The 24,345-nt window shown below is 75.5% G+C and carries 25 protein-coding genes and 1 riboswitch; of the genes, 14 read left to right on the forward strand and 11 right to left on the reverse strand.

All coding sequences use genetic code 11. From position 1 onward, the window contains the following. From BLS70_RS03380 to BLS70_RS03390, 3 genes are all read left to right on the forward strand, one after another. Positions 1-1,110 (forward strand): HNH endonuclease signature motif containing protein (locus BLS70_RS03380; RefSeq protein WP_143030335.1); only part of this gene is annotated, 1,110 nt, incomplete at its 5' end. Positions 1,111-1,217: 107 nt separating this feature from the next. Then, a complete protein-coding gene (locus BLS70_RS03385) occupies positions 1,218-1,856 on the forward strand; it encodes a precorrin-8X methylmutase (protein WP_255362214.1) in 639 nt (212 codons plus the stop codon). Then, positions 1,853-3,430, forward strand: coding sequence for a precorrin-2 C(20)-methyltransferase (locus BLS70_RS03390; RefSeq protein ID WP_091764262.1), 1,578 nt, complete (start codon positions 1,853-1,855; stop codon positions 3,428-3,430). The genes BLS70_RS03385 and BLS70_RS03390 overlap by 4 nt, the downstream gene beginning before the upstream one ends. A 6-nt stretch (positions 3,431-3,436) precedes the next feature. On the opposite strand, the gene BLS70_RS03395 is transcribed toward BLS70_RS03390, so the two are convergent. After that, a complete protein-coding gene (locus tag BLS70_RS03395) occupies positions 3,437-3,850 on the reverse strand; it encodes a hypothetical protein (RefSeq protein ID WP_091764265.1) in 414 nt (137 codons plus the stop codon). Positions 3,851-3,878: 28 nt separating this feature from the next. After that, positions 3,879-4,640 carry a cobalt-precorrin-6A reductase gene (locus tag BLS70_RS03400; protein ID WP_218122265.1) on the reverse strand — a complete coding sequence of 254 codons (762 nt, stop codon included), beginning with the start codon at positions 4,638-4,640 and terminating at the stop codon, positions 3,879-3,881. A 20-nt stretch (positions 4,641-4,660) separates the two neighbouring features. Between BLS70_RS03400 and BLS70_RS03405 the strand changes: the two genes are divergently transcribed. After that, entirely contained in the window at positions 4,661-5,752 is a 1,092-nt protein-coding gene (locus BLS70_RS03405; RefSeq protein WP_091764268.1) for a cobalt-precorrin-5B (C(1))-methyltransferase, read from the forward strand. Here the strand turns inward: BLS70_RS03405 and cobM are convergent. Continuing rightward, a complete protein-coding gene (cobM, locus tag BLS70_RS03410; protein WP_091764272.1) occupies positions 5,749-6,492 on the reverse strand; it encodes a precorrin-4 C(11)-methyltransferase in 744 nt (247 codons plus the stop codon). The genes BLS70_RS03405 and cobM overlap by 4 nt on opposite strands. Then, the gene (cbiE, locus tag BLS70_RS03415; protein ID WP_091764274.1) at positions 6,489-7,718 is read right to left on the reverse strand and encodes a precorrin-6y C5,15-methyltransferase (decarboxylating) subunit CbiE; all 1,230 of its coding nucleotides are present in this window, start codon (positions 7,716-7,718) and stop codon (positions 6,489-6,491) included. The genes cobM and cbiE overlap by 4 nt, the downstream gene beginning before the upstream one ends. 47 nt (positions 7,719-7,765) lie before the next feature. Beyond that, a riboswitch (cobalamin riboswitch) is annotated at positions 7,766-7,897 on the forward strand. Positions 7,898-7,930: 33 nt separating this feature from the next. Here cbiE and BLS70_RS03420 point away from each other — a divergent pair. Genes BLS70_RS03420 through cobA form a run of 9 tightly spaced genes read left to right on the forward strand, consistent with a single transcriptional unit; the run spans position 7,931 to position 17,148 of the window. Beyond that, positions 7,931-10,006, forward strand: coding sequence for a putative cobaltochelatase (locus BLS70_RS03420; RefSeq protein WP_255362215.1), 2,076 nt, complete (start codon positions 7,931-7,933; stop codon positions 10,004-10,006). 1 nt (position 10,007) lies between these two features. Then, the gene (gene cobO / locus BLS70_RS03425; protein ID WP_091764279.1) at positions 10,008-10,622 is read left to right on the forward strand and encodes a cob(I)yrinic acid a,c-diamide adenosyltransferase; all 615 of its coding nucleotides are present in this window, start codon (positions 10,008-10,010) and stop codon (positions 10,620-10,622) included. Then, complete coding sequence (locus BLS70_RS03430) at positions 10,619-12,004, forward strand: cobyrinic acid a,c-diamide synthase CobB (RefSeq protein ID WP_091764803.1); 1,386 nt, start codon at positions 10,619-10,621, stop codon at positions 12,002-12,004. The genes cobO and BLS70_RS03430 overlap by 4 nt, the downstream gene beginning before the upstream one ends. Beyond that, positions 11,991-12,686 (forward strand): energy-coupling factor ABC transporter permease, encoded by a 696-nt coding sequence (locus BLS70_RS03435; protein ID WP_091764280.1) that lies wholly within the window; start codon positions 11,991-11,993, stop codon positions 12,684-12,686. Before BLS70_RS03430 ends, BLS70_RS03435 begins: the two co-directional genes overlap by 14 nt. Continuing rightward, a complete protein-coding gene (locus BLS70_RS03440; RefSeq protein WP_091764282.1) occupies positions 12,683-12,988 on the forward strand; it encodes an energy-coupling factor ABC transporter substrate-binding protein in 306 nt (101 codons plus the stop codon). Before BLS70_RS03435 ends, BLS70_RS03440 begins: the two co-directional genes overlap by 4 nt. After that, positions 12,985-13,722 (forward strand): cobalt ECF transporter T component CbiQ, encoded by a 738-nt coding sequence (cbiQ, locus tag BLS70_RS03445; protein ID WP_091764284.1) that lies wholly within the window; start codon positions 12,985-12,987, stop codon positions 13,720-13,722. Before BLS70_RS03440 ends, cbiQ begins: the two co-directional genes overlap by 4 nt. Continuing rightward, positions 13,719-14,579, forward strand: coding sequence for an energy-coupling factor ABC transporter ATP-binding protein (locus tag BLS70_RS03450; protein ID WP_091764286.1), 861 nt, complete (start codon positions 13,719-13,721; stop codon positions 14,577-14,579). Before cbiQ ends, BLS70_RS03450 begins: the two co-directional genes overlap by 4 nt. Continuing rightward, positions 14,576-15,979, forward strand: a complete 1,404-nt coding sequence (cobC, locus tag BLS70_RS03455) for an Rv2231c family histidinol phosphate aminotransferase CobC (protein ID WP_091764288.1) — start codon at positions 14,576-14,578, stop codon at positions 15,977-15,979. The genes BLS70_RS03450 and cobC overlap by 4 nt, the downstream gene beginning before the upstream one ends. Next, positions 15,976-17,148: a uroporphyrinogen-III C-methyltransferase gene (gene cobA / locus BLS70_RS03460; RefSeq protein WP_091764290.1), complete on the forward strand. Its 1,173-nt coding sequence runs from the start codon at positions 15,976-15,978 to the stop codon at positions 17,146-17,148. Before cobC ends, cobA begins: the two co-directional genes overlap by 4 nt. Positions 17,149-17,153: 5 nt before the next feature. Here cobA and BLS70_RS03465 read toward each other — a convergent pair whose 3' ends face one another. Next, complete coding sequence (locus BLS70_RS03465; protein ID WP_091764291.1) at positions 17,154-17,669, reverse strand: FKBP-type peptidyl-prolyl cis-trans isomerase; 516 nt, start codon at positions 17,667-17,669, stop codon at positions 17,154-17,156. Positions 17,670-17,764: 95 nt separating this feature from the next. Continuing rightward, positions 17,765-18,907 (reverse strand): pectin acetylesterase-family hydrolase, encoded by a 1,143-nt coding sequence (locus tag BLS70_RS03470; RefSeq protein ID WP_091764292.1) that lies wholly within the window; start codon positions 18,905-18,907, stop codon positions 17,765-17,767. A gap of 115 nt (positions 18,908-19,022) precedes the next feature. Between BLS70_RS03470 and BLS70_RS03475 the strand changes: the two genes are divergently transcribed. Beyond that, positions 19,023-19,244: a hypothetical protein gene (locus BLS70_RS03475; protein WP_091764293.1), complete on the forward strand. Its 222-nt coding sequence runs from the start codon at positions 19,023-19,025 to the stop codon at positions 19,242-19,244. Here BLS70_RS03475 and BLS70_RS03480 read toward each other — a convergent pair. From BLS70_RS03480 to BLS70_RS03500, 5 genes are read right to left on the reverse strand one after another with little or no spacing between them, the layout of a single operon-like run. Next, positions 19,241-19,858 (reverse strand): ABC transporter ATP-binding protein, encoded by a 618-nt coding sequence (locus tag BLS70_RS03480; protein WP_091764294.1) that lies wholly within the window; start codon positions 19,856-19,858, stop codon positions 19,241-19,243. The genes BLS70_RS03475 and BLS70_RS03480 overlap by 4 nt on opposite strands. Then, positions 19,858-20,661 carry an ATP-binding cassette domain-containing protein gene (locus tag BLS70_RS03485; RefSeq protein WP_218122266.1) on the reverse strand — a complete coding sequence of 268 codons (804 nt, stop codon included), beginning with the start codon at positions 20,659-20,661 and terminating at the stop codon, positions 19,858-19,860. The genes BLS70_RS03480 and BLS70_RS03485 overlap by 1 nt, the downstream gene beginning before the upstream one ends. Next, a complete protein-coding gene (locus BLS70_RS03490) occupies positions 20,658-21,509 on the reverse strand; it encodes an ABC transporter permease (RefSeq protein WP_091764295.1) in 852 nt (283 codons plus the stop codon). Before BLS70_RS03490 ends, BLS70_RS03485 begins: the two co-directional genes overlap by 4 nt. Next, positions 21,506-22,588 (reverse strand): ABC transporter permease, encoded by a 1,083-nt coding sequence (locus BLS70_RS03495; protein ID WP_091764805.1) that lies wholly within the window; start codon positions 22,586-22,588, stop codon positions 21,506-21,508. The genes BLS70_RS03490 and BLS70_RS03495 overlap by 4 nt, the downstream gene beginning before the upstream one ends. Next, on the reverse strand, positions 22,576-24,186 hold the full coding sequence (locus BLS70_RS03500) for an ABC transporter substrate-binding protein (protein ID WP_091764296.1): 1,611 nt from the start codon (positions 24,184-24,186) through the stop codon (positions 22,576-22,578). Before BLS70_RS03500 ends, BLS70_RS03495 begins: the two co-directional genes overlap by 13 nt. Between the last annotated feature and the right edge of the window lie 159 nt (positions 24,187-24,345).

Below are 24,345 nucleotides of genomic sequence, written 5' to 3' on the forward strand. Positions count from 1 at the left end.
CGGAACCGGTTGGACGCGGTGCTGGCGCGCACGGTGCGCGAGGGCGAGCTGACCCAGGCCTCGGAGCATGACGGCAAGGCATCGATGTCCTCCTGGCTGCGGGGCCACCACCGCCTGTCCCAGGGCGAGGCGAGCCGGCTGGTGCGCAACGGGCGCGCCCTGGAGCAGCTACCGGCCCTCGCAGCAGCGGCTACGGCTGGTGCGGTGACCGCGGAAGCCGTGTCCGTGGTCGCGCCGGTCGCCTCGGCCGAGAACCTCGCCCGCGCCGAGGCGCAGGACGTCGACGTCCCGGCGATCGACGCCGCACTCACGACGGTGGCATCGACCCGGCCGCATGCCGAACTGCGGCAGGTGGTCGGCCACTACCTGGCCCGCCTCGACCCCGACGGCACCGAACCCGACCCCACCGAGAAGCGGTCGCTGTCGCTGAGCAAGCGCACCGACGGGTCGCTGTCCTTCCACGGCACCCTCGACGCCATCGGCGGGGAGAAGCTCCAGGCCGCGGTCGAGTCGATCCTGCAGGCATCCCGCCCCGCGGGGGACACCCGCACCCGCGCCCAGCAGGCCGCTGACGCCTTGGTCCAACTGTGCGACAACGCCTTGGCCTCGGGCAGCCTGCCCACCCTGCGCGGGCACAACCCGCACGTGGTGGCCACCCTCGACCTCGCGGACCTGATGGACACCTCGACCGGGGCAGGCGCCGGCCGCACGGGCTTCGGCGGCATCATCTCCGCGGCCAAGGCGCGCTGGCTCGCCTGCGGCGGCAACGTCACCCGCATCGTCATCAGCCCCGAAGGCCAGCCCCTGGACCTCGGTCGCTCCAAGCGCCTGGTTCCCCCGCACCTGCGCCGAGCAGTCGAGACCCGCGACCGCCACTGCGTGTTCGCCGGCTGCGACGCCCCCACCCACTGGTGCGACGTCCACCACCTGGTGCACTGGATCGACGACGGGGACACGTCGCTGGAGAACTCGGCACTCCTGTGCGAACGGCACCACACCAAGGTCCACCACGGCTTCCGGGTGGAACGACAACCCGACGGGCGATGGCGCACCTGGCGCCCGGACGGCACGGAGATCGTCGTCCACCAACCCTTCCTCGTCGCCGCCTGAGGTTTCGGGCGTGCCGCTGGCGGCTGAGGTGACCGCGGCGAGGCCTAGAGGCACGGGGACGTAGCCTCGCCCCGCACGAGCGCTCACCCGCGCCGGCACCGAGTGCGATGGAGAACCCGCAGCGCATGTACGAGTACGAGAAGGACGGCGCCGAGATCTACCGGCAGTCGTTCGCCACCATCCGCGCCGAGGCGGACCTGAGCGGCATGCCCGAGGACGTCGCGCGAGTGGCGGTCCGCATGATCCACGCCTGCGGGCAGGTGGACCTGGTCGAGGACGTGGCCTACTCCCCCGCCGTGGTCGAGCGCGCCCGGGCCGCCCTGGACGCCGGCGCGCCCGTGCTCTGCGACGTCCAGATGGTCGCCTCCGGCGTCACCCGCCGCCGGCTGCCCAAGGACAACGACGTCGTCTGCACGCTCAACGACCCGCGCACGCCCGCACTCGCCGCGGAGCTGGGCACCACCCGCACCGCCGCCGCGCTCGAGCTGTGGCGCGACCGCCTGGACGGCGCCGTGGTGGCCATCGGCAACGCGCCGACCGCGCTGTTCCACCTGCTCGAGATGGTCGCCGCCGGGGCTCCCCGACCGGCCGCCGTCCTCGGCATCCCCGTCGGCTTCATCGGCGCGGCCGAGTCCAAGGACGCCCTGGCCGCCTCGGACCTGGACTTTCTCGTCGTCCGCGGCCGGCGCGGGGGCAGCGCCATCACCGCCGCCGCCGTCAACGCGATCGCGACGGACGTCGAATGAGCGGACAGGGGCGTGAGCATCGCAGCGAGGAACGAGCGAGGAGCGGAGGGCCACGCGGGAGCGAATCGGGAGCGCAGAGCACCGGACGTCTCTACGGCGTGGGGCTCGGTCCCGGTGACCCCGAACTGCTCACCGTCAAGGCGGCCCGGCTGATCGGCGCCGCCGACGTCGTCGCCTTCCACGCCGCGCGGCACGGCAGGTCGGTGGCCCGCGGGATCGCCGCGCCCTACCTGCGCGAGGGCCAGATCGAGGAGCTGCTGGTCTACCCGGTCACCACCGAGACCACCGATCACCCCGGCGGCTACCAGGGCGCGATCGACGAGTTCTACGAGGCAGCGGCCGCCCGGCTCGCCGCGCACCTGGAAGCCGGCCGCGACGTCGTCGTGCTGGCCGAGGGCGACCCGTTCTTCTACGGCTCGTACATGCACATGCACAAGCGGCTGGCGCACCGGTTCCCGACCGAGGTCGTCCCCGGCGTCACCAGCGTCAGCGGCGCGGCCGCGGCCGTCGGGCGACCGCTGGTCGAGCGGGACGAGGTGCTCACCGTCCTGCCCGGCACGCTGGGCGCCGAGGAGCTGGCCGAGTGGTTGTCGACCACCGACTCGGCCGCCGTGATGAAGCTCGGCCGCACCTTCCCGCAGGTCCGCGAGGCCTTCGAGCAGGCGGGCGTCCTCGACCGCGCGCTCTACGTCGAGCGCGCCACGACCGACGGCCAGCGCACGATGCCGCTGGCCGACGTCGACCCGGCGAGCGTCCCCTACTTCTCCCTCGCCCTGCTGCCGAGCCCGCTCACCGGCGAGCTGCCCGTCGAGGAGCGCACCGCCCACGAGGACGCGACCGCCGGCGAGGTCGTCGTCGTCGGGCTGGGCCCCGGCGCCCGGTACTGGACCACGCCCGAGGCCGCCGACGCGCTCGCCGGCGCCGACGTCCTCATCGGCTACGGCCCGTACCTGGACCGGGTGCCGGCCAATCCGCGCCAGCAGCGGTACCCGAGCGACAACCGGGTGGAGGCAGAGCGCGCCGCCCACGCCCTGGAGCTGGCCGGCTCCGGACGGCGCGTGGCGGTCGTCTCCAGCGGCGACCCGGGCGTCTTCGCGATGGCGGCGGCGGTGCTCGAGGTAGCGGGGCGACCGGAGTTCGTCGACGTGCCGGTGCGCATCGTCCCCGGCCTGACCGCGGCTCAGGCGGTGGCGTCGAAGGTCGGTGCCCCGCTCGGGCACGACTTCTGCGTGATGTCGCTGTCCGACGTGCTCAAGCCCTGGGACGTCGTCGTCGACCGGCTGCGCCACGCGGCGGCCGCCGACCTGGTGATCGCCCTCTACAACCCGCGGTCCAAGCACCGCCCACACCAGCTCGGTGAGGCGCAGAAGGTGCTGCTGGAGAACCGCTCGCCCGACACCGTCGTGGTGGTCGGCCGGGATGTCGGCGGACCCGAGGAGCGGCTGACCGTGACCACGCTCGGCGAGCTGGACCCGGAGACCGTCGACATGCGGTGCCTGCTGATCATCGGGTCCTCGCAGACCCGGGTGGGCCCGTCCGGTCAGGTCTGGACGTCGCGGACCTACCCCGGCTGAGGCCGGTCAGGCGACGACGGTGAACCACCCGTGCACCACGTCGCCGACCCGGACCCCCGCCGGCCCCGGCACCGCGTCCTCCGGCACGACGACGGTCACCGAGCCGTCGTAGGTCGTCCCCGTGCCGCGCACGTCACGGGCCGGCTCGAGGACGTCGCCCTGGTGGAACTCGACCAGGATGTCGAGCACCGGGCGCTCCTCGTCGACGACAGCGGGGCCGCCGCTGTCCCGGCACTCCCAGGGACCGGTCACCGGCACGGTCACCTCGTCGCCGGGGCGCACCTCCTCGGGGGTCGCCATCACGATCGGCACCGCGCACGCGCCGGCGCTGTCGCCCTCGTCCTCGTCCTCGGCCGCATCGGCGCACCCGGTCGCCGCGGCGAGGAGCAGAGCACCGATGACCGCCGTCCGCCGTCGCATGCGGGCGACCGTCCTCGTGGCACCCCCGTCAGTCAACGGATGACGCCCGATCGAGACCGGCTCGTACCCAGGTCAGCGCCTCGTCGACGGTCGCGACCACCGGCACCCCCTCCGGCAACGGCGGTCGACGCACCAGCACCACCGGCAGCCCGAGCTCGCGGGCGGCGGTCAGCTTGGCCGCCGTCATGGACCCGCCGCTGTCCTTGGTGACGACGACTTCGACGGCGTGCTCGCGCAGCAGGGCCAGTTCGTCGTCGAGGCTGAACGGGCCACGTTCGAGCACGACGGTGGTGCGCGCCGGCAGCGGCGGCTCCGGCGGGTCCACCGACCGCACGAGGCAGTGCGCCGTCAGCCCGGCGAACGCAGCCAACCCCTGCCGGCCGGTGGTGAGGAAGACGCGATCGAAGCCGGCGACGGCTGCGGCGGCGCCCTCCAGCGAGTCGACCCACCGCCAGTCGTCGCCCGGCTGCGCGGTCCAGCCCGGGCGCTGCAGGCGCAGCAGGGGCACGCCCGCGAGGTCGGCGGCGGCCGCCGCGGAGGCGGTCATCGTCGTGGCGAAGGGGTGCGTCGCGTCGACGACGGCGTCCACCGGATTCTCGGCCAGCCAGGCGGTCAGCCCCTCTATCCCGCCGAAGCCACCGATGCGCACCTCCCCCGGCGGCAGCACCGGATCGGCGACCCGCCCGGCCAGCGAGCTCAGGACGTCGACGCCGTCGGCGACCAGCGCCGTCGCCAGCCGACGCGCCTCGCCCGTCCCCCCGAGCACGAGCACCCGGCCGGTCCCGCTCACCACCGGTGCATCCTGATCACGTGACGACCGCGGGCAGGGAGGGCAGCAGCGGGCTGCGCTACGGCTGGACGACCGGCGCCTGCGCGACCGCGGCGACCACGGCCGCGTACACCGCACTGCTCACCGGCGACTTCCCCGACCCGGTGTCGATCGACCTCCCCAAGGACAACCACCCGTCGTTCGCGCTGGCGAAGGAACTGCTCAGCGACGGCGCCGCCACCGCGGGCGTCGTCAAGGACGCCGGGGACGACCCCGACGTCACGCACGGCGCGCTGGTGTCGGCGCGGGTGACCCACGGCGAGCCGGGCACCGGCGTGACCTTCCGCGCCGGCGAGGGCGTCGGCACGGTCACCAAGCCCGGCCTGCCCCTGGCGGTCGGCGAGCCGGCGATCAACCCGATGCCCCGGCAGTTCATCCGCGAGCACGTCGCCGCGGTCGCCGCCCGTCACGGGGGCACCGGCGACGTCGTCGTCGAGATCTCGGTCGAGCACGGCGAGGAGCTGGCCCGGAAGACCTGGAACCCCCGGCTGGGCATCCTGGGCGGGCTGTCGATCCTCGGCACCACCGGCGTCGTCGTGCCCTACTCGTGCTCGGCGTGGATCGACTCGATCCGCCGCGGCATCGATGTCGCCCGGGCCGCCGGTCATCAGCACGTGGCCGGGTGCACCGGGTCGACCAGCGAGCGGGTCGCCGCCGAGCTGCACGGCCTGCCCGAGGACGCGCTGCTCGACATGGGCGACTTCGCCGGCGCCGTCCTGAAGTACCTGCGCCGCCACCCGGTCCCGCGGCTGACGGTTGCGGGCGGCATCGGCAAGCTGGCGAAGCTCGCCGACGGCCACCTCGACCTCCACTCCGGCCGCTCCCAGGTGTCCACGGAGTCGCTGGCGGCCCGGGTCCGCGACGCCGGCGGCCCACCGGAGCTGGTCGCCGGCGTGCGCGCCGCCAACACCGCGCTCGACGCGCTCCAGCAGTGCTCGGCCGCTGGCGTCCCGCTCGGCGACCTGGTCGCGGCCGGCGCCCGCGACACCGCGCTCGGGGTCCTCCGCGGCGCGCCGGTCGAGGTCGACGTCGTGGTCATCGACCGCGGCGGGACCGTCGTCGGCCGCGCCTAGGAGCGGCATCGCGTCGTCGAGTACAGGTGGCTGTCGGGGAACTCCCCCGCGGTCAGCACCGCACCGACGATCACCACCGCGGTCCGCTTCACCCCGGCGGCCTCGACCTGCTCCGCGATGTCGTCGAGCGTGCCGCGCAGGATCAGCTCGTCGTCCCGGCTGGCGCGGGCCACCACCGCCACCGGGCAGTCCGCGCCGTAGTGCGGCACCAGCTCGGGGACGAGTTCGGCGATCCGCTGCACGGCCAGGTGCAGGACCAGCGTCGCCCGCGAGGCCCCGAGCGTGGCGAGGTCCTCTCCCTCCGGCATCGGCGTGGAGCGGGCCGACGTGCGCGTGAGGATGACCGTCTGCCCCACGCCCGGCACGGTCAGCTCCCGCTTGAGCGAGGCGGCGGCCGCGGCGAACGCCGGCACACCGGGGACGACGTCGTAGGGGACGCCGGCCGCGTCCAGGCGGCGCATCTGCTCGGCCATCGCGCTGTAGACCGACGGGTCGCCGGAGTGCAGCCGGGCGACGTCGTGAGCCGCCTCGTGCGCGGCGACCAGCTCGGCGGTGATCTCGTCGAGGTCCAGGTCGGCGGTGTCGACGAGCCGGGCCCCGGGGGGTGCGGTGTCCAGCAGCTCGCGCGGCACGAGGGCGCCGGCGTAGAGGCAGACGGGGGCAGCGGCGATGATTCGCGCCGCCCGCAGCGTGATCAGATCGGCGGCGCCGGGGCCCGCTCCGATGAAGTGCACGGTCATCTCGTCACGCTCCAGATCGTCACCGGCAGCGCGGGCCGGAGCGCGGTGAAGCCGCCCACCGGGCTCGCGTGCGACACCTGCAGGCGAGTGAGATCGCCGCCGACCTCCGCCTGCCAGCGGGCCACCCACGCCTCGCTCTCCAGCGTGACGGCGTTGACCACCAGCCGGCCACCGGGCCCGAGTGCCTCCCAGCACGCGGCCAGCAGTCCGGGCACGGTCACCCCTCCCCCGACGAAGACGGCGTCCGGGGTGGGCAGCCCGGTCAGGGCCTCGGGGGCGCGGCCCTCGACCACCTGGAGGTCGGGCACGCCCAGCCGTCCGGCGTTGCGCAGGATCCGCTCGGCCCGGTCCGGCGCGCTCTCCACGGCGACCGCGCGGCAGGACGGGTGGGTGCGCATCCACTCGATGCCGATCGAGCCCGAGCCCGCGCCGACGTCCCACAGCAGCTGACCGGGCAGCGGGCAGAGCCGGGCGAGGGTCACCGCACGGACGTCGCGCTTGGTGAGCTGGCCGTCGTGCTCGTAGGCGTCGTCGGGCAGCCCCGGCGTCGCCGGCAGCGGCACGGTGCCCGGGTCGGCGACCACGTCCACGGCAGTGACCACCAGCGGGTCGGTCTCGGCGTGCGGCCACGCGGCGGCGCTGCCGGTGAACCGGCGCTCGCCCGGCCCGCCCAGCTGGGCCAGCGCCGTGATCCGGCTGGCGCCGTAGCCCCAGACCGCGAGACGGTTCGCGACCGCTGCCGGGGACCCCGTGTCGGACCCGAGCACCAGCAGCCGCCGACCCGGCGTGACGTGCGGGGCGAGCAGCTCCACCGGCCGGCCCACCACGGGGACGACGGTGGTCTCCTCCACCGACCAGCCCATCCGCGCGCAGGCCAGCGTCACCGAGGAGGGGTGCGGGACGACCTCCACGGCCTGCGGCCCCAGCACGCGGACCAGCGACGTCCCGATGCCGGAGAACATCGGGTCACCGCTGGCCAGGACGACGACGCGGCGGCCGGGGTGCGCCTCGCGCAGGCCGGTGAGCGCCGGCGCCAGCGGCCGGGGCCAGGGCACCCGCTCGGCGCCCACGTCCGGCGGCACGAGGGCCAGCTGCCGCTCGCTGCCGCGCAGCACGTCGGCGGCCTCGATCGACCGGCGGGCAGCCGGTGAGAGACCGTCCCAGCCGTCGGCGCCGATGCCGACGACCACGACCGGGTTGTCGGCGGAGGAATCGGGCGCTGGCACGGGCGCCGATCCTAGGGAGGCACCCACCCCGCGTGACGGCTGCGGGGTGGCCGTGGTCTGATGACGCCGCCACACGCGACGGCAGTGGAGGAAGCCCGGTGAGATTCCGGCGCGGTCCCGCCACTGTGAGCCGGCCCCCGGGTCGGTGAGTCAGGAACTCCCGCCGTCGCGCTCCTGCCACCTCCGGGCGTGGACACCCGGGGAGAGGACGCGTGTTCCGTGCGCCGTACCCGCGCATGACCTATCCCTTCAGCGCCGTCGTCGGCATGGACGACATGCGGCTGGCCCTGCTGCTCAACGCCGTCTCCCCCGCGGTCGGCGGCGTGCTGGTGCGCGGCGAGAAGGGCACGGCCAAGTCGACGGCTGTCCGCGCATTGGCCGCCGTCCTGCCGCCGGTCGCGGTCGTGGCCGGCTGCCGGTTCGCCTGCGACCCCGCCGCTCCTGACCCCGCCTGCCCGGACGGCCCGCACGAGCCGACCACCGGCGGTCCGGTGCGTCCGGCGCGGTTGGTCGAGCTGCCCGTGGGTGCCTCCGAGGACCGCGTGGTCGGCTCGCTGGACCTCGAGCGCGCGCTCACGGAGGGCGTCAAGGCTTTCGAGCCCGGCCTGCTGGCCGCCGCCCACCGGGGCGTGCTCTACGTCGACGAGGTCAACCTGCTGCACGACCACCTGGTCGACCTGCTGCTGGACGCCGCGGCCATGGGCACCGCCTACGTCGAGCGCGAGGGCGTCTCCGTCCGGCACGCCGCCCGCTTCCTGCTCGTCGGGACGATGAACCCCGAGGAGGGCGAACTGCGGCCGCAGCTGCTCGACCGCTTCGGCCTCACCGTCGAGGTGGCCGCGCCACGTGACCCGGCCGCCCGGGCCGAGGTGGTGCGCCGGCGGTTCGCCTCCGACGCCGATCCGGCCGGGTTCGCCGCCGCGTGGTCGGGCGAGGAGACCGGGCTGGCCGCCCGCATCGCCGACGCCCGCGCCCGACTGCCGCACGTCGTCCTCTCCGACGCCGCGCTGCAGCAGGTGACCGCGGTCTGCGCCGCCTTCGACGTCGACGGCCTCCGCGCCGACCTGGTCACCGCCCGCGCCGCGATCGCACACGCCGCCTGGTGCGGCCGCGACGAGGTGACCGAGGACGACGTCCGGGTGGCCGCCCGCCTCGCACTCCCCCACCGCCGCCGTCGCAACCCCTTCGACGCCCCCGGCCTGGACGACGAGACGCTGGAGCAGGCGCTGTCCGACAGCCGCCCGGAGGACGACGGCCCCGACGACGACGGCCCCGACGGCGGCGGCCCCGACGGCGGCGGTGCACCTCCTCCGCCGCCCTCCGGCGCTCCCGACGACACCGGCGCGTCGGCTCCCGAGGGCCAGGATGGCCATCCTGGCCCTGACGACACCGGCGGGCCGACGACGGCGCCGCGCGGCGAGGGCGGCGGCCGCGCCGAGGCCTCCTCCGCACCCGACCGGGCCGCGGTCGCGCCGTCCGAGCCGTTCCGCGCGCGGCGACTGGAGGTGCCCGGCATCGGTGCCGGTGCGTCCGGCCGGCGGTCGCGGGCGCGCTCCGAGCGTGGCCGGGTGGTGGGTTCGACCACGCCGGGCGGCAGCGTCACGAAGCTGCACCTGGTCGACACCGTGCTGGCCGCCGCGCCGCACCAGCGGGCACGCGGCCGCACCGGTCCGGGCCTGCGGATCGCCCGCGAGGACCTGCGCCAGGCCGTGCTCGAGGGCCGCGAGGGCAACCTCGTCCTGTTCGTGGTCGACGCGAGCGGCTCGATGGGCTCGCGGGCGCGGATGGGTGCGGTCAAGGGCGCCGTCCTCTCCCTGCTCCTGGACGCCTACCAGCGCCGCGACAAGGTCGGCCTGGTCACCTTCCGCGGCACCTCGGCCGAGGTCGCGCTGCCGCCCACCTGGTCGGTGGAGGCGGCCGCCACCCGGCTGACCGACCTGCCGACCGGCGGCCGCACCCCGCTGGCCGCGGGGCTGCTCGCGGCGCACGACGTCCTCCGGGTCGAGCGCATCCGCGATCCGCAGCGCCGCCCGCTGCTGGTCGTCGTCACCGACGGCCGGGCCACGGGCGCCCGGGGCAGCAGCTCGCTGGCCGAGGCCCAGGCCGCGGCGCGGCTGCTCGCGTCCACGGGCGCCGCCTCCGTCGTCGTCGACTGCGAGTCCGGCCCGGTCCGGCTCGGCCTGGCCGGGGCACTCGGGACGGCGCTGGGCGCGCAGACCCTGCGCCTGGAGGAGCTGGCCGCCGACGCGCTGGCCGCCACCGTCCGCAGCGCACGACGGGCGGCCTGACATGCCTCAGGGGAAGGTCGCGGTCGACCCGAAGGACGGGCTGACGACGCGGCAGCGGCGCAACCGGCCGCTGCTCGTTGTGCACACCGGCGTGATGAAGGGGAAGTCCACCGCCGCCTTCGGGATGGCGATGCGCGCCTGGAACCAGGGCTGGTCGATCGCGGTCTACCAGTTCGTCAAGAGCGCCAAGTGGAAGGTCGGCGAGGAGAACGCGCTGAGCGCCCTGGGCCGGCTGCACGAGCAGACCGGTGAGGGCGGTCCCGTGGTCTGGCACAAGATGGGCTCCGGCTGGAGCTGGTCGCGCCGCGCCGGCACCGAGACCGACCACGCCGCCGACGCCGCCGAGGGCTGGGCGCAGATCAAGCGCGACCTGGCCGCGGAGGCACACCGCTTCTACGTGCTGGACGAGTTCACCTACCCGATGAAGTGGGGCTGGGTGGACGTCGACGACGTCGTCGAGACCCTCGCGAACCGACCGGGCACCCAGCACGTGGTGATCACCGGGCGGGACGCGCACCCGGCCCTGGTCGAGGCCGCCGACCTGGTGGTGGAGATGACCAAGGTCAAGCACCCCATGGACGCAGGCCAGAAGGGCCAGCGGGGGATCGAGTGGTGACCGTGCCGCGGCTGGTCGTGGCCGCGCCGTCGTCCAACGCGGGCAAGACGTCGGTGGCCACCGGGCTGATCGCCGCGCTCACCGCGCGCGGGCTCACCGTCTCGCCGCACAAGGTCGGCCCCGACTACATCGACCCCGGCTACCACGCCCTCGCGGCCGGCCGCCCCGGCCGCAACCTCGACCCGTGGATGGTGGGCGAGGAGCGGATCGCCCCGCTGTTCCTCCGCGGCGCCCTGCACCCCCGGCCTGCCGACGTCGCCGTCGTCGAGGGCGTGATGGGCCTGTTCGACGGCGCCAGCCACCCCTCGGCCGAGCCGGGCTTCTCCTCGACCGCGCACGTCGCCCGGCTGCTGCAGGCGCCCGTCGTGCTCGTCGTCGACGGCTCCTCGCAGGCGCGGTCGGTGGCGGCCCTCGTGCACGGGTTCGCGACGTTCGACCCCGCGGTCCGGCTCGGCGGCGTCGTCCTCAACCGGGTGGGCAGCGACCGGCACGAGGCGATCCTGCGCGAGGCGCTGGCCGACGCCGGGGTGCCGGTGCTCGGCGCGGTCCGCCGGCTGGAGCAGCTGCACACCCCGTCCCGGCACCTCGGGCTGATCCCGGCGGCCGAGCGGTCCGGCGAGGCGCTGGCGACGGTCCGGGGCCTCGGCGAGGTCGTGGGCGCCGCCGTCGACCTGGACGCCGTGCTCGCCCTCGCGCGGTCGGCTCCCCCGCTGGACGCCGCGCCCTGGGACCCGGCCGCGGAGGTCTCCCCCGTCCCCGGCCGCCCGAGGATCGCCGTCGCGGGCGGTCCGGCCTTCACCTTCGGCTACGCGGAGACCACCGAGCTGCTCGAGGCCGCGGGGGCCGAGGTCGTCGTCGTCGACCCGCTGCGCGACGAGTTGCTGCCGCCCGGCACCGCCGGGCTGGTCGTCGGCGGCGGCTTCCCCGAGGTGCACGCCGCGGAGCTGTCGGCGAACGGGTCGCTGCGCGCCGACGTCGCCGCGCTCGCGGCCCGCGGCGCACCGGTCGCCGCCGAGTGCGCCGGGCTGCTCTACCTCGGCCGCGAGCTGGACGGCCGACCGATGTGCGGCGTCCTCGACGTGGCGACGGCGATGTCGCCCCGGCTGACCCTGGGCTACCGGGCCGCGGTCGCCGTCGCCGACTCGGTGCTCGCGCCGGCCGGCACCCGCGTGCGCGGCCACGAGTTCCACCGCACGCACGCCCACCCGCCGGCCGGCCCCACCGGCGCCTGGGCGTGGTCCGGAGCCGGACCCGAGGGCTTCGTCAGCGGCAGCGTGCACGCCTCCTACCTGCACCTCCACTGGGCCGGCTCCCCGCAGCTCGCCGCCCGCTTCGTCACCGAGTGCGCCCGTCGATCGGAGAACGTCCGTGCACATCGCTGAAGGTTTCCTCCCGGCCGGGCACGCCGCCGGTTGGACGATCGCCGCTGCCCCGTTCGTCGTGCACGGCGCCCGCGCCGTGGTGAAGGAGGTGCGGGAGAACCCCGAGTCCACGTTGCTGCTCGGCGCGGCCGGGGCCTTCACCTTCGTGCTCAGCGCCATCAAGCTGCCGAGCGTCACCGGCAGCTCCAGCCACCCGACCGGCACCGGTCCCGGAGCGATCCTCTTCCGGCCACCGGTGATGGCTCTGCTGGGCACCGTCGTGCTGCTGTTCCAGGCGCTGCTCCTGGCGCACGGCGGGCTGACCACGCTCGGCGCGAACGCCTTCGCCTTCGCCGTCGTCGGGCCGTGGGCCGGGTACGGCGCCTACCGGCTGGCCCGCGCCGCCGGCGCCGGCCTGCTCCCCGCGGTGTTCGCCGCCGTCGCGCTGGCCGACCTGGCCACCTACGTCACCACGTCGTTCCAGCTGGCGCTGGCCTTCCCCGACGCGGAGAGCGGCCTGGCCGGTGCGCTGCTGAAGTTCCTCGGCGTCTTCGCGGTCACCCAGATCCCGCTGGCCGTGGGCGAGGGCCTGCTCGGCGTCCTGCTCTTCCGCGTGCTCACCGTCAACGCCCGCCCCGAGCTCGAGCGGCTCGGGATCCTGACGCCCGCCCCCGTCGCGACAGCTGCCGGAGGTGCCGCATGACCCGCCGCACGCTCGTGAACGCGCTGCTCGTCCTCGCCGTCGTCGCCCTCTTCGCCGTCCCGCTGCTGATCGACGGCGGCAGCTCGGAGTACGGCGGCACCGACGCCGCCGTCACCGAGGAGCTGGAGGCCGACGGCTACACCCCCTGGTTCGACTCGCTGTTCAGCCCGGCCGGCGAGGTCGAGTCCGGGCTGTTCGCGCTGCAGGCCGCCCTCGGCGGTGGGGTGCTCGGCTACGTCCTCGGTCGGCTGCGGGGACGACGCACCCCGACCCCGGCTGCCCCGGGAGCCGGCGAGCAGTGACCGGTCTGGCCGTCGACGACGCGGCGTGGGCCAGCGCCTGGCGCCGGCGCGCGCCGGGCGACAAGGTGCTGCTCTGCGGCGGCCTGGTCGTCACCGCCCTCGTGCTGCCCGCGTGGCCGGGCAGCGCCCTCGTCGCCGTCGTCGCGGTGGCGCTCGCCCTCGGCCCGGCCCGGGTACCGGCCCGCACCTTCGCCCGGGCGGTCCGCTGGCCGCTGGCGTTCGTCGCGGTGGGGGCGGTCACCGCGGTGGTCGAGGTGGGGGGCGACGGGGTCGGCTGGGCGCCGGACGCTGCGGCGCACGCCGGCTCGCTGGTCGGGCACGCGGTGGCCGGGAGCGCCGCGGTGCTGCTCCTGGCCACGACGACGCCGATGTCCGACCTGCTGCCCGCGCTGCGCCGTGCCCGGGTGCCGGCGGCGGTCGTCGAGGTCGCCTCGGTGACGTACCGCCTGCTGTTCGTGCTGCTGGACAGCCTGCGCGCTGTCCGCGAGGCGCAGGCCGCACGGATGGGCTATTCGTCGCTGCGCCGCTCCTACCGCTCGTCGGGCGCGCTGGCCGCGGCGGTGCTCACCCGGTCCTGGGACCGCGCCCGCCGCATGCAGGAGGGGCTGGCCGGCCGCGGCATGGACACGGGTCTGCGGGTGCTGCCCGAGGTGCTGCCCTCGTCCCGCCCGTTCCTGGCCGCCACCGCCGCCGGGCTCACCACCATCGTCGCGACGTCGGCGGTGCTGGCGTGAGCCACCGGACGCTGACCGCGACCGGGTTGGTGGCCGGGTACGAACGTGGCCGCCCCGTGCTGGAGGGCGCTTCGCTGACCGTGCCGGCGGGCCGGCGGCTGGCCGTGCTGGGTGCCAACGGTTCGGGGAAGACGACGCTGCTGCGCTGCCTGTCCGGAGCGCTGGTGCCCTCGGCCGGCGAGGTGAGCGTCGACGGCGCTCGTCTGGGCCACGGCCGCCGGGCGCTGCGGGCGCACCGGCAGGAGGTCCAGCTGGTGCTGCAGGACCCCGACGACCAGCTGTTCAGCGCGTCGGTGGCGCAGGACGTCTCGTTCGGGCCGCTCAACCTCGGCCTGCCCGAGCGGGAGGTGCGCACCCGGGTGGCCGAGGCGCTGGCGCTGCTGGCCGTCGACGACCTCGCGGCGCGTCCGACCCACCAGCTCTCCTACGGCGAGCGCAAGCGGGTGGCGATCGCCGGGGCGGTGGCCATGCGCCCGTGCGTGCTGCTGCTCGACGAGCCGACGGCGGGCCTGGACCCCTCGGCCGTCGCCGAGACGCTGGCCGCGCTCGCCCGCCTGCAGGAGCACGACGCGACCGTGGTCATGAGCACGCACGACGTCGACCTGGCCCTGCGCTGGGCCGACGAGGTGGCGGTGGTGGTCGACCGCCGGGTGGTGCAGGGCGAGCCCCAGACGCTGCTCGGCGACGACGACCTGCTGCGGCGGGCCCGGCTGGACCGCCCCTGGGCGCTGACCGTGGGGGTCCGCCTCCGCGCCCTCGGCCTGCTGCCCGACGGCCCGCTCCCCCGGGACGCCGCCGGGCTGCTCGCCGGCCTCCCCGACCGCCCCCTGTCCGACCGATCCACGGTGCCGACGTGACCACCGTCGGGCTGGGCGCGGTCTCCGGCGTGACCGCGGACGAGGTGCTCGCCGCGGTCGACGCGGTGCTGCCTGCCGCGACGGTCGGCGTGCGCATCGCGACCCTGGACGTCCGGGCCGCGGAGCCAGGCCTCCGGGAAGCGGCCGACCGGCGGGGCTGGGCGCTCGTCGGTCACCCGGCCGCGGAGCTGGCCCGGGTCCCGGTGCCCACGCCGTCCGCCCGGGTGGCGGCCGCCGTCGGGACCGGCTCGGTGGCCGAGGCGGCCGCGCTGCTGCACGGCGGCACGCTCACCGTGCCCAAGACGGTGCACGGCCGGGTGACCGTGGCGGTGGCCGTGGCCGTGGCACCGGCGGATCCGGACCTCTCCCACCACGGCGACGCGGAACTCGCCCCGGGTCTGGTCGACCTGGCCGTCAACGTCCGCGCCGACGCACCGCCGCCGTGGCTGCGCGCCGTCCTGCACGCCTCGATCGACGCCGCGGCCGCCTATCCGGACCCGGCGCCCGCCCGGACCGCGGTCGCCGCCGCGCACGGCCGCCCCGACGACGAGGTGCTGCTCACCGCCGGCGCCGCGGAGGCCTTCGTCCTGGTGGCCCGGGCACTGCGTCCGCGCCTCGCGGCCGTCGTCCACCCCTCCTTCACCGAGCCGGAGGCGGCGCTGCGGGCCGCCGGGCACCCGGTCACCCGGGTCCTCCTGCCCGCCGACGACGGCCGGCGGCTCGACCCGGCCGCCGTGCCCGAGGACGCCGACCTCGTGGTGCTCGGCAACCCGACGAACCCGACCTCGGTGCTCCATCCCGCCGCGACCGTCGCCGCCCTCGCCCGCCCGGGCCGGGTGCTGCTGGTGGACGAGGCGTTCGCCGACACGGTGCCCGGGGAGCCGGAGTCGCTGGCGGACCGGCGCGACCTCCCCGGGCTGCTGGTGGTGCGCAGCCTCACGAAGACCTGGGGGCTGGCCGGGGTGCGCGTCGGCTACGCCGTCGGGCCCGCTCCGCTGATCGCCCGCCTCGCCGCGCAGCAGCCGCAGTGGCCGGTCTCCACCCCCGCGCTCGCCGCACTGGCCGCGTGCACCACGCCGGAGGCGCGCGCCGAGGCCGAGCAGGCCGCCCAGGACCTCACCGGCTGGCGCACGACGCTGCTCGAGTGCCTGCCGCCGTCGGTCGTCGTCGAGGGCGATCCGCGCTCCTCGTTCGTCCTCCTGCGCGTGCCGGACGGGCTCGCCGTGCGCGAGGAGCTGCGCCGCCGCGGCTGGGCGGTGCGCCGCGGGGACACCTTCCCGGGGCTCACCGGCGACCACCTGCGGGTGGCGGTGCGCCGGCCGGAGGTCTCGCGCGCCTTCGCCGCCGTCCTCGCCGACGTCGTCGCCGGCACCACTCCGTACACCTCGGAGGTGCCGTGAGCACCTTTCTCCCCCGCCCGCCCGCGCCCTTGCTGCCGGTCGGCCTGCACCTGCACGACCGGCGGGTCGTCGTCGTCGGTGGCGGGCCGAGCGCCCACCTCGCGGCGGTCGGGCTGCTGGCGGCCGGGGCGCGGGTCACCGTCGTCGGCCCGGAGGTCGTCCCGGCGCTGGAGTCGCTCGCCGGCTCGGGCGCGCTGACCTGGCTGCCGCGCCCCTACGCCGCCGGTGACCTGGCGGCGGCCTGGTACGCCGTCACCGCCACCGGCGACCCCCTGGTGGACGACGCCGTCGCCGCCGACGCCGAGCGCGACCGGATCTTCTGCACCCGCGCCGACGCGCCGGAGGCCTCCAGCGCCACTCCCGCGCCCACCGGCCGCGAGGACCAGGCACCCGTCGGCGGGCCCGGGCGGGTCGTGCTCGTGGGCGGCGGTCCGGGCGACCCGGGGCTGATCACCGTCCGGGGACGGCAGGCGCTGGCGCAGGCCGACGTCGTCGTCGTCGACAACCTCGGCCCGCGCTCGCTGCTGGCCGGGTTGCAGCCCCACGTCGAGATCGTGGACGCCTCGAAGCTGCCCCGCGGGCGCGCCATGCCGCAGGAGGACATCAACGCGGTGCTGGTCTCCCGCGCGCTGGCAGGCAGGCGGGTGGTCCGGCTCAAGGGCGGCGACCCGTTCGTCTTCGGCCGCGGGATGGAGGAGGTGCTCGCCTGCGCGGCCGCGGACGTCCCGGTCGAGGTGGTCCCCGGCGTGACGAGCGCGGTCGGGGTACCCGGCATCGCCGGCATCCCGGTGACCCACCGAGGGCTCACCCACGAGTTCGTCGTCGTCTCGGGGCACCTGCCGCCGGGGCATCCCCAGTCGCTCGTCGACTGGTCGGCGATCGGTCGCCTCCGGGGGACGGTGGTCGTGCTCATGGGTGTGGAGACCGCGCCGGCGATCGCCTCGGCCCTGATCCAGCACGGCCGCGCTCCGGAGACCCCGGTCGCCGTGGTGGTCGAGGGCACGACGGGCCGGGAGCGCACGCTCCGGACGACGCTCGCCGGGGTCGGGACCACGATGGCCGATGAGGACGTCCGGCCGCCCGCGGTGTGGGTGGTCGGCGACGTCGTCGCTCTGGCAGGCGCGGTGCCGGTCCCCGCCTCAGCGGGTAGCCGGGGCTCCCGCGCGTAGGCCAGTCAGGGGGTGACCTCGACCAGGTCCATCACGAAGACCAGGGTGGCGTCGCCGGGGATCACCGGCGGCGAGCCCTCCGGCCCGTAGCCGAGGTCGCTGGGGATGGTGATCATCCGGCGGCCGCCGACCTTCATGCCCTCGATGCCCTGCTCGAAGCCGGGGATGACCCGGCCGGCACCGAGCGGGACCGGGATCGTCTCGTCCGCGCCGCCGCTCCAGGAGGAGTCGAACTCCTCCCCGCTCTCGTAGAACGCGCCCACGTACTTCACGTCGGCGGTGCTGCCCGTGACGGCCTCCGCCCCGTCGCCGACGACGACGTCGTCGATGACCAGCTCGTCCGGCGCCGGATCGTCCGAGGCGGGGACCTCGGGCTTCTCCGACAGGTCCGTGGTGACCTCCGTGGCCGCCGCGCTCGGGCTGCTGTCCGGCGAGTCGGCGCCGTCGTCCGAACCGCAGGCGGCCAGCGAGACGGAGAGGGCGACGGCGATCAGCGCCCGGGAGGCGGTACGGCGGGACATCGGGTCACTCCTGGCGAGCAGCGCTCGGGTCGGGCTCGTGGACGAGCCGGCAGTCGGGGGGCGGTTCCCCCATCGTCCCAGAGAAGCGGTGGCGATCAGTCGCAGTCCTCGCAGCGGACGTCGGGGACGTCCTCCCCGGCGATGAAGTCGCTGATCCAGTCGATGAGCTGCGTGCCCTCGACCTCGCTGCCGTAGAGGACGTCGTCGCCGGCGGTGTTGACGTGCTGCGTGCCCGGGCCGACCCAGGAGCTGACCTCGACGCCGTTGGACTCGATGAACTCCGCGTTGCGGTCGATCAGCTCCGGCAGCGGCGTGCCGGCGAAGCCGATCAGGTCGGTGAACCGGCGCTGCACCTCGTCGTTGGCGGTGTCGACCGTCGCCAGGGCGATGCCCGGCACGTGCCGGCCGGTCTGCACGAACAGGCCGGGCAGCGACCACGCCGTCTGCGGCTGGCCGGCGGCCTCGGGCCACGCCGGGAGCCGGTCGAAGATGCCCCAGAGCCCACCGATGGCGCCGGTGATGAGCTCGTCGCCGGGGTAGGCGCCGGACGCGTCCGCGATCACCTTGATGTCGGCGTCGGGCAGCAGGTCGTGGGCCAGCCCGCCGTACAGCGGGGCACCGGCCGAGCCGGCGCTGAAGCCCAGGACGACCACCTCCTCGGCGTCGGGGAACTCCCGCGCCAGGCCTTCGAGCGCGGTGGTCGCGTTGACCCTGCCCTTGTGCTCGACCACGACGCCACCGCCGTAGTCCTGCGTGTTGTCGCCCAGGTGCAGGTCGCCGGTGCAGTACGGCACGTAGACGACGCTGTAGCCGGCCAGCGGGTTGTCCGGGTTGGCCACGTCGACCAGGCCGTCGGTGGCCGGCGTCGGCGTCCCGTCGCTGTAGACGTACCCGGGTTCGTCGGGCAGGTCGCTCTCGAGGTTGGGCTTCGACGTCCCGTTCTCCGACCCGCAGGTCTCGGCGCTGAAGCAGGCGCCGCCACCCTCGAGGACGAAGACGACCTTCGTCGGGTCGGCCTCGTGCATCCAGTAGTGGAACTCGGTGCCGTCGCTGCACTCGCACTCGTCGGTGCCGGCCACCTTCTCCCAGGTGACCTCCTGGGCCGTCGTCTCCTCGGTCGGCGCCGCGGCGGCAGCGGGGTCGCCTCCGTCGGACGAGGGAGACTCCTCCGAGCACGCGGCGAGACCGGAGAGGGCGAGGACGGCGACGAGTGGCGGCAGCAGCCGGCGGCGGATCACGGGCGGACAGTAATACGGGCGACACGTGACGTTCGCCCCTGGTCCACCCGCCGGTCACCACGAGTTCGCTGGTCGGGCCTGCATCCGGACAGGGGCTCGGAACCGAACACCGTTCGTGGACCCGCGACAGTGGATCCTGCAGCCCCTCGTGGATGCCGGACTGCCCTCAGAGACGATCACCGATCTGCTGTTCCGCCTGAGCTTCGAGGCGGTGGCCCGGGACGGCGACCTCGACGGTGACGCCTGCGCCGTCGTCGACGGTCAGCCGCCCGCCGTCCGGGCGGCCTGGGTGGAGACGCTGAGCCGCATGATCGCAGCTGCGGAGCTCACCTCCTAGCCGGCGGCGTCCGGCACCGGTGACCGGTCGAGGACCCGCCCGGCCACCGTCTCCAGCAGCGGCCGGTCGTGCGAGATCGCGAGCACGCCGATGCCGGCCTCCCGGCAGTGCTCGAGCAGCAGCGTCCAGATGCGGGCCTGGGTGACGGCGTCGAGGCTGGCGCTGATCTCGTCGGCCACGAGGTAACGCGGCCGGACCAGCAGCGCCCGGGCCAGGTTCACCCGCTGCAGCTCCCCGCCGCTGATCTCGTGCGGATAGCGGTCCAGCCAGTCGCGGTGGACGAGCCGCTCGTCCAGCCCGTCGAGTTCCGCTCCGGTGGCCGCGAGCGCCTGCCGCACCGTCCAGCGTGGGTCGATGGCGCGCTCGGGCTGCTGGAGCACCAGCTGCACGGGGTGCGGCGCACGGCGGGGCCGCGGTACGGCGCCGTCGACGGTCACCCGACCGCGGTCGGGTCGCAGGTGCCCGGCCAGCACCCGGCCCAGGGTGCTCTTGCCGCCGCCGCTGGGCCCGCAGAGCCCGAGCACCTCACCTGCCTCGATGCCGAGGTCGTCCCCGGTGAGCACCCACGGGCGGTCGCGCGCGTAGCGGAACCAGACGCCCTCGGCCTGCAGCATCAGACGCCCTCCGCCACGCGGAAGCCGTTGCCGGGCAGCGCCTGCCACAGCGCCCGCGTGAAGGGATGGGTCAGCGCGTCGCCGTCGCCGGTGAAGGCGGCCGGGTCGGCGGTGTCGACGGTGCGGCCCTCGCGGCAGATGACGACGTGGTCGGCCACCTCCAGGGCCGCCCGCAGCTCGTGGGTGATGAGCACGACCGCGCACCCCTCGTCGGCCATCGTCCGGAGCTCACGCAGCGTCGCCCCCACGTCCGCGGGTGGCAGACCCGTCGTCGGCTCGTCGGCGAGCAGCACCCGGGGACTGCTCAGCGTGGCCATGGCCACCAGCACCCGCCGGGCCATGCCGCCGGACAGCTCGTGCGGATAGCGGCGCAGGACCTCGGGTCCGAGCCCCCGGCGCGCGAGGGCCTGGGCTGCCGCGCCCCGGGGGTCGTCGTGCCCGGCCAGCTGCGCGGAGCGGCGCACCTGACGGCCGACGGTGGCCAACGGGTCGAGGAAGCCGGTCGCCTGCGGCAGCAGCGTCATGCCCCTGCCCGCGTGCCGGCGCCGGCCGGCCGCGTCCTGCCGGACGCCGTCGAACAGGACGTTCCCGCGCTCGACGGCATTCGCCGGCAAGAGGCCTAGCACCGCGGAGGCGAGCAGGCTCTTGCCCGCCCCGCTGGCGCCGACCAGGGCGACGACCTCCCCCGCATCGGCGGTGAGGTCCATGCCGGTCAGCGCGTGCACGGTCCGGCGCCGCAGCCCCCGCTCGTACTGGACGAAGTCAACCTCCAGCCCGTGCACCTCCAGCAGGGTGCCCGTCACAGGTGGTGGCTCCGCGGGTCGAGCAGCGCGCGGCTGCTGCTGCCGATCGTGTCGACGAGCGTGACCACCACCAGCAGGCACAGGCCGGGGAGCACGGCCAGCCACCACGCGCCGGCGGTCAGGTGACGCATCGACTCGGCCAGCAGGATGCCGATCGAGGGCTCCCCCGGATCGACGCCGAGGCCGAGGAACGACAGCGCCGCCTCGTGCAGGATCGCGTGCGGGAAGAGCAGCACCGTGCCCACGAGGAAGTGGCCGGTGAGGTGACCCGCCAGGTGCCGGCGGGCGATCCAGCCGCGGCCGTGCCCCTGCTGCCGGGAGATCGCCACGTAGTCCGACGACATGACCTCCCGGGCGCGCCCCCGCAGCACGCGGGTGAGCGTGGGCCAGTGGGTGAGCGCCACGGCGGCGACCACCGCACCGGTGCCCCCGCCCAGGGCGAAGGCCACCAGGATCAGCAGCACGAGGTGCGGCAGCGCCAGGAACAGGTCGACCAGCCAGCCGACCGCCCGGTCGACGACACCGCCGAACACCGCGGCGGAACACGCCAGGGCGAGCGCGATCGCGGCGGAGACCACCGCTGCCGCGACGCCGACGACCAGGCTCAGCCGCAGACCGGCCAGCGTCCGCGCGAGCATGTCGCGGCCCAGCCGGTCGGTGCCGAACCAGTGCGACGCGGAGGGGCCCAGGTTCCGGTCGGTCAGGCTGGTCGTCTGCGCGGCGTCGGCGGCCAGGCCGCCGGCGACGACCACGCCGAGGACGACGAGCACCGACAGCCCGACCCAGGCCAGCGTGCGGCTGCGCCGGTCGGCGAACCGCCGCCCCGGCCGCTCCAGGACGGCGGTCATCGCGCACCTACCCGTTCCGGCGCCAGCGGACCGGGATCGAGCAGCGGTTCCCCCGGCTCGCCCCGGCCCCAGCGGGGACGGCGGGCTCGCCCCAGCTCCTGGGCGACGCGGGGATCCAGGCGGGCGTGCACGAGGTCGCCGAGCTGGTTGCCGACGAAGACGAACACCGTGGTGAACAGGGCGATGCCGAGCAGCAGCGGCACGTCCTGCCCGAGTGCGGCCGTGGTCGTCGCCGCGCCCAGGCCCGGGTAGGAGAAGACCTGCTCGGCCAGCACCGAGCCGCCGAACAGCTCGCCGAGCGAGGCGAACTGCAGCAGGACCGCCGGCGCGGCGGCGTTGCGCAGCACGTGGTGGACGACCACTCCGCGGGTCGACTCCCCCTGCGCCCGGGCGAAGGTGACGTGGTCGCTGGCCATCGCCTCGATCACCGCGTACCGGGTGTGCAGCACCACGGGCGCGACGCCGACGACCGAGAGCGTCAGCGCGGGCAGCAGGAGGTGGTGCAGCCGGTCGAGCAGGGTCACGTCGTCGGCGAGCACCCCGACCGGGACGGCACAGCAGACCGGCGTCCAGCCCAGCGACACGGAGAAGACGTAGAGCAGCAGGAGACCGACCCAGAACGTCGGCGCCGAGGCCAGCGTGTAGGCCCACCAGGTGACCACGCGGTCGGTGAACCGGCCCTGCCGCATGCCGGCGAGCACCCCGAGGGAGAAGCCGAACACCCCGGAGAGCAGCCAGGCGGTCGCCATGAGCGCCAGGCTGGTCAGGAACCGTTCGCCGATGACCTCGGTGACCGGCTGGTTGAACGACAGCGAGCGGCCCAGGTCGCCCTGCGCGACGTTGCCCAGCCAGGTCGCGAACCGTTCGAGCGGCGGGTCGTCCAGACCCCAGCGCTCGGCGATCTGCGCCCGCTGCTCGGGGCCGATGGCCGCGATGTCCCCGCCGACGTAGGCGTCGACCGGGTCCACCGGCGAGTGCACCATCAGCGCGAAGGACGCCGTCGCCACGGCGGCGAGCAGCAGCACCAGCCGGACCAGCCGGCCGGCCAGGGCCTGGCCCGCGCGGGTCAGCAGGTCCATCGCCACCCGGTGATCCCCGCGGTGACCGGCCAGCCGTGGCCGTGGGGTTCGATCCGCGGGGCACCCAGGTCCAGGCACTCGTCGACGACGTAGGTGTGGTCGAGGTTGACCAGCCATGCCCAGGCGGCGTCGCCGGACGGACCGAAGCCGGTGCCCTTGCCGTCGTACTGGGCGGCCCGCCACTCCTCCTCCGCCACCGCGGGCTCCGTGGCGGTCATCGCCGCCTCGAGGTGGGCGTCCACCTCCGGGTTGCCGTAGAAGCCGGGGTTCCAGTACTCCACGCCCGCCTGGGTCGAGGAGTAGAGGTTGTACATCTCGGTCGGGTCGAGGCTGCCCCAGCCGAAGAGCACCGCGTCGGCGTGCAGGCGCTGGTCGATGACGTCCCAGCTCTCCCCCTTGGCCTGGATCTCGATGCCGAGGGGTGCCACCATGTCGGCCACCGAGAGCGCGAGCCCCTGGCGCAGCGAGTCGGCGGCCGGGTAGAGCAGCGAGAAGGCCGCGCGCACGCCGTCCTTCTCGCGGACGCCGTCGCCGTCGGAGTCGGTCCAGCCGGCCTCCTCCAGGAGCTCCTCGGCGCCGTCGAGGTCGGCGTCCTCGATCGCGGAGCCGGGCTCGTACCAGGGCAGGCCGTCGACGGGGCCGGTCGCGGGTGAGCCGTAGCCCTCCAGGACGCCGTCGACGAGCGCCTGCCGGTCGACGGCGAGGTTGATCGCCTGCCGGACTGCGAGGTCGGAGGTGACGTCGTTGCCGATCGGCGCGCCGTCGTCGGTCGTCTCCCCCGTGTCAGGGACGTACGGGAACGTGATGCCGCGGTTGTCGACCGACTCGACCTCTACCAGCCGCATCCCCGGCACCCGGGTGGGCGCCAGCTGGGCGGGCACCGCGGCCACGTCGACCTGGCCGGCCGAGGCCGCGGCGATCGAGGCGTCCTCGCCGGTGAACTGGAAGACGATCCGCTCGAACTCCGGCCGCTGGCCGTAGTAGTCCTCGTTGCGCTCGACGATGAGCTGCTGGCCCCGGTCCCACTGCACGAGCTCGAACGGGCCGGAGCCCACGGGGTTGCGGGCGTAGTCGGGGCCGTGCGCGTGCTCGGGCACGATGCCGAGGCTGATCAGGCGGTTCACGAAGGTGCTCTGCGGGCGCTCCAGCCGGAGTTCGACGGTGTCGTCGTCCACGGCCACCGCCTCGCGCAGCGCGGTCACGTCGGTGAGCCCACCGCTGCGGCTGGCGGTGGTGAACGTGTAGGCGACGTCGTCGGCCGTGACCGGCGCCCCGTCGGTGAAGCGGGCGTCGGTGCGGATGTCCACGGTCCAGACCAGGCCGTTCTCGCTCACCGACCAGTCGGTGGCCAGGTCGGGGACGACGTCGAGGTTCTCGTCCCGGGCGAGCAGCGTGGACTGGAAGAGCGGGGAGCCGTACCGGCCCCAGCCCAGCGTCGGGTCGTAGCCGTCGTCGGACTCGCCGCCGATGGCCAGCACCAGCTCGGCGGGGGCCTCCGCCGCCCTGATGGGGCTGCCGCCGTCGCCGCACGCGGTGAGCGCGGTGGCGAGCACGACCGCGCCCGCGAGCGGAGCGACGGACCTCGGAACTGCGCGCACGGGGGACCCCTTCGTCGACCTGGATCCCGACCTTATTGCAAGGCGCTTGCAACAAGCCCACCCGGTCCGCGGAGGCGCACGCAGGCGCGAGCGCAGGGTTGTGCGCCCTTCCGGTGCCGCCGGAAGGCGGATTCCCCCGCGCTCGCCGCTCGGTGAGGT

Origin of the sequence: Blastococcus aurantiacus, from assembly GCF_900102425.1 — a bacterium.
In the GTDB taxonomy this organism is placed as follows: Bacteria; Actinomycetota; Actinomycetes; order Mycobacteriales; family Geodermatophilaceae; genus Blastococcus; species Blastococcus aurantiacus.